Annotated in this window: 9 protein-coding genes; 5 read left to right on the forward strand and 4 right to left on the reverse strand. The window is 70.2% G+C overall.

Going from position 1 to position 10151, the window contains the following annotated elements:
* Positions 1 to 87 precede the first annotated feature (87 nt).
* Complete coding sequence (locus ACTIE5_RS21070; RefSeq protein WP_439551691.1) at positions 88 to 1080, reverse strand: Bug family tripartite tricarboxylate transporter substrate binding protein; 993 nt, start codon at positions 1078 to 1080, stop codon at positions 88 to 90.
* Positions 1081 to 1207: 127 nt separating this feature from the next.
* On the opposite strand from ACTIE5_RS21070, the gene ACTIE5_RS21075 reads away from it, so the two are divergent.
* Positions 1208 to 2329, forward strand: a complete 1122-nt coding sequence (locus tag ACTIE5_RS21075; protein ID WP_439551692.1) for a hypothetical protein — start codon at positions 1208 to 1210, stop codon at positions 2327 to 2329.
* Between the two features lie 5 nt (positions 2330 to 2334).
* On the opposite strand, the gene ACTIE5_RS21080 is transcribed toward ACTIE5_RS21075, so the two are convergent.
* From ACTIE5_RS21080 to hemF, 3 genes are all read right to left on the reverse strand, one after another.
* Positions 2335 to 4572, reverse strand: a complete 2238-nt coding sequence (locus ACTIE5_RS21080) for a molybdopterin cofactor-binding domain-containing protein (RefSeq protein WP_439551693.1) — start codon at positions 4570 to 4572, stop codon at positions 2335 to 2337.
* Positions 4572 to 5024, reverse strand: a complete 453-nt coding sequence (locus ACTIE5_RS21085) for a (2Fe-2S)-binding protein (RefSeq protein ID WP_439551694.1) — start codon at positions 5022 to 5024, stop codon at positions 4572 to 4574. The genes ACTIE5_RS21080 and ACTIE5_RS21085 overlap by 1 nt, the downstream gene beginning before the upstream one ends.
* Positions 5025 to 5093: 69 nt before the next feature.
* Positions 5094 to 5999 carry an oxygen-dependent coproporphyrinogen oxidase gene (gene hemF / locus ACTIE5_RS21090; RefSeq protein ID WP_439551695.1) on the reverse strand — a complete coding sequence of 302 codons (906 nt, stop codon included), beginning with the start codon at positions 5997 to 5999 and terminating at the stop codon, positions 5094 to 5096.
* A 364-nt stretch (positions 6000 to 6363) separates the two neighbouring features.
* Between hemF and petA the strand changes: the two genes are divergently transcribed.
* The 4 genes from petA (at position 6364) to ACTIE5_RS21110 (ending at position 10036) form a co-directional block, all read left to right on the forward strand.
* Positions 6364 to 6927 carry a ubiquinol-cytochrome c reductase iron-sulfur subunit gene (petA, locus tag ACTIE5_RS21095; protein WP_175534193.1) on the forward strand — a complete coding sequence of 188 codons (564 nt, stop codon included), beginning with the start codon at positions 6364 to 6366 and terminating at the stop codon, positions 6925 to 6927.
* Between the two features lie 67 nt (positions 6928 to 6994).
* Positions 6995 to 8266 carry a cytochrome b gene (locus ACTIE5_RS21100; RefSeq protein WP_439551696.1) on the forward strand — a complete coding sequence of 424 codons (1272 nt, stop codon included), beginning with the start codon at positions 6995 to 6997 and terminating at the stop codon, positions 8264 to 8266.
* Positions 8266 to 9042: a cytochrome c1 gene (locus ACTIE5_RS21105; protein ID WP_439551697.1), complete on the forward strand. Its 777-nt coding sequence runs from the start codon at positions 8266 to 8268 to the stop codon at positions 9040 to 9042. Before ACTIE5_RS21100 ends, ACTIE5_RS21105 begins: the two co-directional genes overlap by 1 nt.
* Before the next feature lie 109 nt (positions 9043 to 9151).
* A complete protein-coding gene (locus ACTIE5_RS21110; RefSeq protein ID WP_439551698.1) occupies positions 9152 to 10036 on the forward strand; it encodes an S-methyl-5'-thioadenosine phosphorylase in 885 nt (294 codons plus the stop codon).
* Positions 10037 to 10151 lie beyond the last annotated feature (115 nt).

Raw genomic sequence — 10151 nt, forward strand, 5'->3', positions numbered from 1 at the left:
CCCTGGACCGTCTCTAATTGATGATGGTCCAGGGGGCTCTGCCCCCTGGCGGATGGGGTCCGGGGAAGGCGGCGCCTTCCCCGGGACTCAGTCGAGCCTCGCCCCCGAAATCCGCACCACTTCCTGCCAGACCGGCCGTTCCCGCGCGACCCGTGCCGTGACCTCCGCCGGCGTGCTGAACACGCCCTTGGCACCCGCGCGCAGGAAGCGTTCCTGCATCGCCGCGGGCTCCGTCACTTCCCGGATCAGGGCGGAGGCGCGTTCGACGATCGGCGCGGGGACGCCGGCCGGGAAGGCCATGGCGCACCAGGAGGTGATGACGAAGTCGGGCACGCCGACCTCCGCCATGGTCGGCACGTTGGGCAGCGTCGGCCAACGCTCCGCCCCCGTCACCGCGAAGGCCTTCATGCGGCCTTCCTGGATGACGGGCACATAGCTCGCGAGGTTGTCGAGCGCGCAATTGAGGTCGCCCGACAGCATGGCGGGGATGATCTGGGCGGCGCCGCGGAAGGGGACATGCGTGCCCTCGATCTGCAGGCGGGTGGTGAAGAGCGCGCCGGAGAGGTGGGCGGTGGTGCCGACGCCGGGGGAGCCATAGGAGATGCCCTGCCGCTGCGCCTTCGCCCAGGCGAGGAATTCCGCGAAATTGTTCGCGGGATTGTGCTGGGCGGAGACGACCAGGACGTTGGGCAGTTCCCAATGCATCGAGATCGGCTGGAAATCCCGCTGCGGGTCATAGGGCAGGCGGGAATAGAGGAAGCTGTTGATGTGCCAGGCGCCGAGCGTCAGCGGGGCCATGGAGTAGCCATCGGGCGCCGACTTCGCCAGCGCGTCGGCGCCGATGTTGCCGCCGGCGCCGGGCCGGTTTTCCAGCACGAAGGACTGGCCTGTCCTCTGCTGCATCTGTTCGCAGAGCAGGCGGCAGAGCACGTCGGTGGAGCCGCCGGGCGGCCAGGGGACGATCACGCGGACGGGCCGGTTCGGCCAGGCGGCTGCCGCGTTCACCTGGGCCAGCGCCCCGGTGGTGGCGATGAAGGGCGCGGCGAGGCTGGTGCCGAGCAGGATGCGGCGCGTCGTCATTCCGGATGTCTCCCTATTTGTTGGGGCCAGGATAGAGGCTTGGCGCGGGCAGGGCCAGACAGCCTGCCGCGCGGGGCGTTCACGGAAGGCTAATCCGGACGGTGGACAAGGAACGCCGGAGGTATGCATGGCGGCGCAGGTCCAGTCGCTTTCCGAATTGCAGACGCTGGTGGATAGGCTGGAGCAATCCGGCCTGGCCGGGCAGCGCGCGGATGTGGCGGCACTGCTGGACCGGTCCCGGGCCACGCTGGCGACCTATCAGGGCCAGCGGCCCCTTGGCCACGGTCCCGGCAGCCAGGGTCCCTTCGGCCATGGTCCCGGCGGCCGGCGGCCCCGGCAGCGGCCAATCGCCGCCCCCGCGGAACGGCCGCCACGTCGGCGGCGCGCGCGGCGGGGTCTCAAGGTTGCGTCGCTGATCCTGGTCCTGGTGGATGGCGTGGCGGCGATGCTGGGCGCGGCGGCACTCGCCGGGCTGGTGCTGGCCGATCCGCCGCCGGAGATGGCGCCCTTCGTGCTGGCCGGCGCCGTGCTATGGGCGGTCGCCCATCGCGGCCGGGTGGCGGTGGCGGAAGCGGGTTTCGGCCTGTTCTACCTGCTGCGCTGGGCCTGGCTGTGGGTGGCGGAAGCCTTCAACGACCGGGCCTTCGAGAAGCTGCAGATCCTGCTGGATGCGCGTGACGTGATGGCGCATTGGCGCGACTGGCGGCGCGGCCTGTCCCGCCCGCCCCGCATGGCTGACGTGGAGGCCTTCCTGGCGGAAACCCACGGCCCCGCCGTGGCGGCGCTGTTCCTGGAACAGGGGGAGGCGCGCTGGGGCAACCGGCGGGTGCGCGTCGGCCGCGGCGCCGGGCTGCGGGCAGCGGGGATGGGCTTTGCCGACCAGACGGTCCGCTGGTCCCGCCTGATCCGGCTGTTCGAGGGGCTGGCGGCGTCCGATGCCTTCTGGCCGGAGGATGAGGCGGTGCTGACCGCCGGCCCCGGCCACGGCATCACGGCCGATCCGCCCGGCCCCGAGCCCGAGCCTGAATCGCCGGAGCGGATCGCGCGGCGGGAACAGCTGAAGGAGATGATCCTGGCGAAGCGGGAGGAGATCCAGCGCGCGCAGGATTGGAAGATGAAGACCCCCGGGGAGATGGCGCAGCGCGACGCGCATGTGGCCGATCTGCGCCGCCAGCATGATGCGCTGGAGGCCGAACTGCGGGAGATCGGCGGCGTGCCGCCACCCATCCTGACCAAGCGGCGGCGGTAGCGCCCTCACGCCGCGCCGATGCGTTCCTTGGCGAAGGGCAGGCTGCGGATGCGGCGGCCGGTCAGGGCGGCGATGGCGTTGGCGATGGCGGGGGGGATGCCGGGCGTGCCGGGTTCGCCGACGCCGCCCATGGGGGCGCCGGATTCCAGGATGCGGACATGGACCTTCGGCATCTCCGCCCGCGCCAGGATGCGGTAGGTGTCGAAGTTGCGGGGGATGGGGCGGCCATCCTCGAAGCTCATCTCCTCGAAGCAGGCGGCGGACAGCCCGATCGCGGCGGCGCTCTCGACCTGGGCGCGGATGATGGCGGGGTTGACGATGCTGCCGGGGTCGATGGCGATGAAGAGGTCGTGGACCACGACCTCCCCGTCCCGCAGGGATACCTCGGCGATGGTCGCGATCTCCGTCCCGAAGGGGGATGCCATGGCGATACCCCTCGCGCGGAGCGCGGGCTGGGCTGACGCCCGGCGGGTGCCGTCCGGCGCCTCGAAGGGCCCGCGGCGCCAGCCGCCGGCGAGGTCCACCACGGCGTCCAGCAGGGCCAGGTGGCGCGGGGAGTGGGACAGGTGGGCGCGGCGGAAGGCCAGCGGGTCCTGGCCCGCGACCTCCGCGACCTCATCCAGAAAGGCCTCCAGGAAGAAGTCGTTCATGGAATGGCCGACGGAGCGCCAGAAGCCGACATTGATGGGGTGGGGGACGTGGACCCATTCGATGCGGCGGTTGGGGATGGCGTAGGGCTTGAAGGCCACGCCCTCCACCGCGCTGGTATCCAGCGGCGGGTTGCCGAGGCGCGCGGTGCCGAAATGCTTGGCCACCGGGCCCTCGCCGGGGATGGTGGCGTGCAGCGCTTCGATCCGGCCATCCGGGCCCAGGCTGGCGCGCAGGCGGGCCAAGCCCATGGGGCGGTAGGCGTCGCGGGCGAACTCTTCCTCCCGCGTCCAGATGACCTTCACGGGGCGGTTGGCGGCGCGGGCCAGGCGGATGGCCTGGTTCATCGGGTGGATGGTGCCGTAGGTGAAGTGCCGTCCGAAGAAGCCGCCCAGCAGCGGGGTGTGGATGCGGATGCGGTCCTCGGCCAGGCTGGATTCGCGGGCGGCGATGGCGCGGAACTGTTCGGGGGCCTGGTTCGGGGTCCAGACATCCAGCGTGCCATCGGCGTTGAAGCGCACGGTGGCGGAGGGCGGCTCCAGCTGGGCGTGGGCGAGGTAGGGGGCGTCGTAATCGGCGGTGATGGTCCTGGTCGCCACGCGGAGGATGGCGGGCGCGTCGCCCTGGGTGTCGCTGGCCGGGTTGCCCGGGGCATCGGCCTGGGAGCGCAGCGTCTCCAGCATCGAGGCACTGGAGAAATCCTCCGGCACCACGGGCTGGCCGCCGACGGCGGTCCAGGCGACCTGCGCGGCTTCCACGGCGCGGCGGGCGCGCCAGAAGCTGTCGGCCAGGACGGCGACGGCGCCGGGCAGGCGGTGCACGGAATGCACGCCCGGCATGGCCTTCAGCGCGGCCTCGTTCAGCACCGCGCCGGGATCGGCGCCGGCGCGCGGCGCGTGGAGGATGGCGGCCTGGAGCATGCCATCGACCCGCATGTCGATGGCGTAGCGGGCCTGGCCGGTGGATTTGGCGCGGGTGTCGAGGCGGGGCGCCGGCTTGCCGATCAGGCGGAAGGCCGCGCCGGCGGGCTTGGGCTCGGCATCCCCGGGTATGGGAAGGGCGGCGGCGGCTTCCGCCAGATCGCCATAGGGGATGCGGCCGCCGGGGTGGATGACGAAGCCGGGTTCCGTCGAAAGGCTCGCGACCGGCACCGAAAGCCGCTGCGCCGCGGCCTGGAGGAGCATGGCGCGGGCGGTGGCGCCGAGGATGCGGAAATGGGCGTAGGTGTTGCGGATGGAAAAGCTGCCGCCGGTGACGCGCCGCGTGCCGTTGAACAGCACCTGGTAGTCGGCGCCGGCGGGGGCGGTCTCCACCGTGAAGGATGCGAGGTCCGCGTCCAGCTCCTCCGCCACCAACTGCGCCACTGCGGTGTGGATGCCCTGGCCGCCCTCCGCGAAGGGATTCTGCAGGATCACGCGGCCATCGGGCTTGATGGTGAGATAGGCCGGCACCTTCCGGGCGTGCTGCGTGCCGCCCATCGCCTGGGCGCGGGCGGGGCGCTGGGGCAGGCCGAGGGCGAGGGCCAGGCCGCCGGCCAGGCCGAGCGCGCCGCGGCGTGAGAGGTTGAGGGGGGACAGGTTGAGGGGGGCCGGCATCACGCGGCCTCCGATGCCTGGCGGATGCCGGCGGCGATGGCGTTGTAGGTGCCGCAGCGGCAGAGATTCGTCATGGCGGCGGCGATCGCGGCCTCATCCGGCTTCGGCGTCTCCTTCAGCAGGGCGGTGGCCGCCATCAGCTGGCCGGACTGGCAGTAGCCGCATTGGGGGACATCCAGCGCCACCCAGGCGGCGACCAGGCGGGCGCCGACGGGATCGGCCTCGATCGCCTCGATGGTGGTGACGGCGCGGCCGGCGACGGCGTCGAGGGGGAGCTGGCAGGACCGGGTGGCGACGCCGTCCAGCAGCACGGTGCAGGCGCCGCATTGCGCGACGCCGCAGCCGTATTTGGTGCCGACCATGCCGAGCGTGTCCCGCAGCACCCAGAGCAGGGGGGTGTCGCCTTCGACATCGACGCGGCGCGCCTGTCCGTTGACGGTGATCTCGGCCATTGCGGCTTCCCCAGGGCAATGGCCGGCATCTTGGCGTGGCGCGCCGCGATGTCGAGCGTTGTTACGGCTTCACGGCCATCCCGTCTCCGGCGGCAGGGACATCAGGATGGCCTCCACATTGCCGCCGGTCTTGAGGCCGAAGATGGTGCCGCGGTCATAGAGCAGGTTGAACTCCACGTAGCGGCCGCGGCGCATGAGCTGGTGCGCGCGCTCGGCCTCCGTCCAGGGCTCATGCATCCGGCGGCGGACGATGGCGGGGTAGGCGTCGAGGAAGGCCTGGCCGACATCCTTCGTGAAGGCGAAGTCGTTCTCGACCCCCTTGCCCGGCGTGCGGTCGCCCAGCCAGTCGTAGAAGATGCCGCCGAGGCCGCGGGGCTCGTTCCGGTGGGGCAGGAAGAAGTACTCGTCGCACCACTGCTTGAAGCGGGGGTAGTAGGTGGGGTCGTGGCGGTCGCAGGCGGCCTTGTAGGCGGCGTGGAAGGTGGCGGCGTCCTCCTTCGAATGGGGCGCCGCGTGATCCATCGGCGTCAGGTCGCCGCCGCCGCCGAACCAGCCCTTGGTGGTCAGGATGAAGCGGGTGTTCATGTGCACGGCCGGCACGCGGGGGCTGCGCATATGCGCGACCAGTGAGATGCCGGTGGCGAGGAAGCGGGGATCCTCCTCCGCCCCGGGAATCTGCTTCCGGAAGTCCGGGGAAAATTCGCCGAAGACGGTGGAGACGTTGACGCCCACCTTCTCGAACACGCGTCCCTTCATCACGCCCATGACGCCGCCGCCGCCTTCGGGGCGGTCCCAGGCGGTGCGGGTGAAGCGGCCCGGGGGGAGGGCCAGGTGCGGACCGGAGGACAATTCGTCCTCGATGGCTTCGAATTCGGCGCAGATGCGGTCGCGCAGGCTTTCGAACCAGGCGCGGGCGGGGGCGACCATGGGGTGCGTGGGGGGTGTGACGGCAGGCGGAGCGGGAGTTTCAGTCATCCTGGGGGCGGTCCTCGATCGGCGCGGCGAGGCGCCGCGCCATGGCCTCGATGGGCGCGCCAGTCGCGCGCCATGACCGGAAGATTGGCAGGGGATGAAGAGGATGCCCATCCTGGCCCGGAAGTGACGGTGCCGGGCGCTTTCCCGGTGAAGCTGTTGCGATTTCAGGGTGGCCGCCGGATGGACACCATCGCAAGCCACCCTTTATAGGGGGCGCAGCGTCGTTGGTGGCAGCCCCGGCTTGCGCGCGCCCCTGTTCGGGCAGTGCCGGCCTCTGGCGTTCACCTTCTGGCGCGAAATCTGCGCGACGATGGCGGTTGGCCCGGGCGTTCTTGGCGCGCGGAGACCGGAAGGGGACGACGACATGGCCGAGACGATGGCGCCCGCCAAAGCGGCCCATGGAGCCGAGGGCTCCGGGGAGACGCGACGGGACTTTCTGATGCTGACGACGGGTGCCTTCGCCGCGGTGGGCGTGGGCGTGGTGGTGTGGCCGTTCATCCATTCCATGAACCCGGCGCGGGACGTGCTGGCGCTGTCCTCCACCGAAGTGGACCTGGCGCCGATCGCGGCCGGGCAGGCGGTGACAGTGATGTGGCGCGGCAAGCCCGTCTTCGTCCGCAACCGGACGGCGGAGGAGGTGCAGGCCGCGCGCGCGACCCCGCTTTCCGAGCTGAAGGACCCCGCGCCGGACCAGGGCCGCGTCCAGCGCGACCAGTGGCTGGTGGTGGTTGGGGTGTGCACGCATCTCGGCTGCGTGCCGCTGGGCCAGAAGTCGTCCGACCCGCGCGGCGACTACAATGGCTGGTTCTGCCCGTGCCACGGCAGCCACTACGACACATCGGGCCGCATTCGTAAGGGGCCGGCGCCCACGAACCTTGCGGTTCCCGAATACAGCTTCACCTCTCCCACCCAGATCCGGATCGGCTGACGGCGCCGGGGCGCGGTATGGTCCGCGCCCGCCCGTAAGCCCCGCAACCCCCGAGGAGCCAGGCAAGATGGCCATCGGCCTTCACGACAGCACCATCTCCAACCCCGTCATCCGCTGGGTCGACCAGCGGCTGCCGATCTTCACCATGATGCAGAAGGAGTACGGGACGTTTCCGACGCCCCGTAACTTCAACTACTTCTGGAATTTCGGCGCGCTCGCCATGGTCACGCTGATGATCATGATCGCGACGGGCATCTTCCTGGCGATGAACTACACGCCGCACACCAGCTACGCCTTCGACAGCGTCGAGCGCATCATGCGCGACGTGAACTACGGCTGGCTGATCCGCTACGTGCACATGAATGGCGCGTCGATGTTCTTCATCGTCGTGTACATCCACATCTGGCGCGGGCTCTACTACGGGTCCTACAAGGCGCCGCGCGAATTGCTGTGGATCCTGGGCGTCGTCATCTTCCTGCTGATGATGGCCACCGCCTTCATGGGCTACGTGCTGCCCTGGGGCCAGATGTCCTTCTGGGGCGCCACGGTCATCACCAACCTGTTCTCCGCCTTCCCGATCGTGGGCGAGTACATCGTGACTTGGCTGTGGGGCGGCTTCTCCGTCGACAACCCGACGCTGAACCGCTTCTTCAGCCTGCACTACCTGATGCCCTTCGTGATCGCGGGCGTCGTGTTCCTGCACGTGGCCGCGCTGCACATCACGGGTTCCAACAACCCGCTGGGCATCGACCCGAAGGGCCCGCAGGACACCCTGCCCTTCCACCCGTACTACACGGCGAAGGACAGCGTGGGCCTCGTGGTCTACTTCATCGTCTTCGCCTTCCTGGTGTTCTTCACGCCGAACATGCTCGGCCACCCGGACAACTACATCCCGGCGAACCCGCTGGTGACGCCCGCGCATATCGTGCCGGAATGGTACTTCCTGCCCTTCTACGCGGTGCTGCGCGCGGTGCCGGACAAGCTGGGTGGCGTGCTGCTGATGTTCGGCTCCATCGCGGTGCTGTTCATCCTGCCCTGGCTCGATACCTCCCCGGTGCGGTCCATGCGGTTCCGCCCGATCGCGAAGTGGGCGCTGTTCCTGTGGGGCATTGCCTTCGTGGTGCTGGGCTGGGCGGGCGGCAAGCCGGCGGAACAGCCCTATGTCCTGATCTCCCAGATCGCGACGGCCTACTACTTCGCCTACTTCCTGGTGATCCTGCCGCTGCTGGGCCGGCTGGAACGGCCGCTGGCGCTGCCGGAAAGCATCGCCCTGCCCGTCCTGCGCGGCGGTGGGCCCCTGCCCGCCGGCGCCATGGCCAAGCCGATGGAGAAGGCGTGATGTCCCGCTTCCGCAACCTGGTCGGCGCGCTGGTCCTCGGCGCGGCGTCCTTCCTCAGCGTCGCCCCGGCCCAGGCGGCCGGGCCGGCGATCACCCTGCCCGATACGCGCTTCAGCTTCGAAGGCTTCTTCGGGGTCTATGACCGCGGGTCGCTGCAGCGCGGCTTCCAGGTCTACAAGGAAGTGTGCTCGGCCTGCCACGCCATGCGGCAGCTGAGCTACCGCAACCTGCTGGAGATCGGGCTGAGCGAGGAACAGGTCCGCGCCATCGCCGCGACCTTCCAGGTGGTGGACGGCCCGAACGACCAGGGCGAGATGTTCGAACGCCCGGCCCGCCTGTCCGACCGCTTCCGCCGCCCCTTCGCCAATGAACAGGCAGCGCGCGCGGCGAACAACGGCGCCTATCCGCCCGACCTGTCCGTGATGGTGAAGGCCCGCCTCAACGGCGCCGACTACATGCACGCGCTGCTGACGGGCTACGTGGACCCGCCCGCCGGCTTCACGCTGATGGACGGCATGAACTACAACGCCTACTTCCCCGGCCATCAGATCGCGATGCCGAACGTGCTGAACCCCGGGCAGGTCGAATATGCCGACCGCACCGAGGCGACCGTGGACCAGATGGCGCGCGACGTGACCACCTTCATGGCCTGGGCGGCGGAGCCCGAGGCGGAGAAGCGGCGTGCCATGGGCATCCGCATCATCCTGTTCCTCATCATCCTCGGCGGGCTGACCTACGCGGTGAAGCGCAAGGTCTGGGCCGATGTGAAGCACTGACCCCTTCCCGAAAGGGACCGGGTTCGAGAGGGCCGCCCCCGCAAGGGAGCGGCCCTTTTTCATGCGTGGCGCGTCCTGTAGAAGCCGGGCGCAGCCGCAGGAGCACCGCATGTCCGACCTCATCACCCCCGTCATCGGCCTGATCGGCGGCTCCGGCCTCTATGACATTCCCGGGCTGCAGGACCGCGAATGGAAGCGGGTGGAGAGCCCCTGGGGCGAGGCCTCGGACGAGATCCTGCACGGGCGGCTGGGCGATGTGCAGGTGCGCTTCCTGCCGCGGCACGGGCGGGGGCACCCCACGCCGCCCTCCGCCCTCAACTACCGCGCCAATATCGACGCTATGAAGCGGGCGGGGTGCACGGAGCTTCTGTCCCTCTCGGCCGTGGGGTCGCTGAAGGAGGAACTGCCGCCGGGCCACTTCGTCATCGTCGACCAGTTCATCGACCGCACTTTCGCGCGGGAGAAGTCGTTCTTCGAGACGGGCTGCGTCGGTCATGTCTCCGTCGCCCACCCCGTCTGTTCGCGGCTCGGCGATGCACTGGAGGCTTCGGCCGTGTCGCTCGGCCTGCCGGTGACGCGGGGGGGCACCTACCTGGTGATGGAGGGGCCGCAGTTTTCCACCAAGGCGGAAAGCCTGCTGTACCGGCAATGGGGATGCAGCGTGATCGGCATGACCAACATGCCGGAAGCGAAACTGGCCCGGGAGGCGGAGCTTTGCTACGCGACCGTCGCCATGGTGACGGATTTCGACTGCTGGCACCCGGACCATGAGGCGGTGACGGTGGACCAGGTGGTGAAGGTGCTGTTCTCCAACGCCGACAAGGCACGGGCGCTGGTGGCGGATGTGGTGCCGCGGCTGGGGGCAAAGCGCGGGCCGTGCGAGGCCGGGTGCGACCGGGCGCTGGACTACGCGCTGATCACGGCGCCGGAGAAGCGGGACCCGGCGCTGATGGCAAAGCTGGATGTGGTGGCGGGGCGGGTGCTGGGGCGCTGATGCTGCCCGGGGGGAACGCCGTTCCCCCCGTACCCCCCATGCCAGGGGCGAACCGCCCCTGGACCGTCGGCAATTGAAGATGGTCCAGGGGGGTCTCCCCCCTGGCGGATGGGGT

It is taken from the genome of Falsiroseomonas sp. (assembly GCF_051859025.1).
In the GTDB taxonomy this organism is placed as follows: Bacteria; Pseudomonadota; Alphaproteobacteria; order Acetobacterales; family Acetobacteraceae; genus Falsiroseomonas.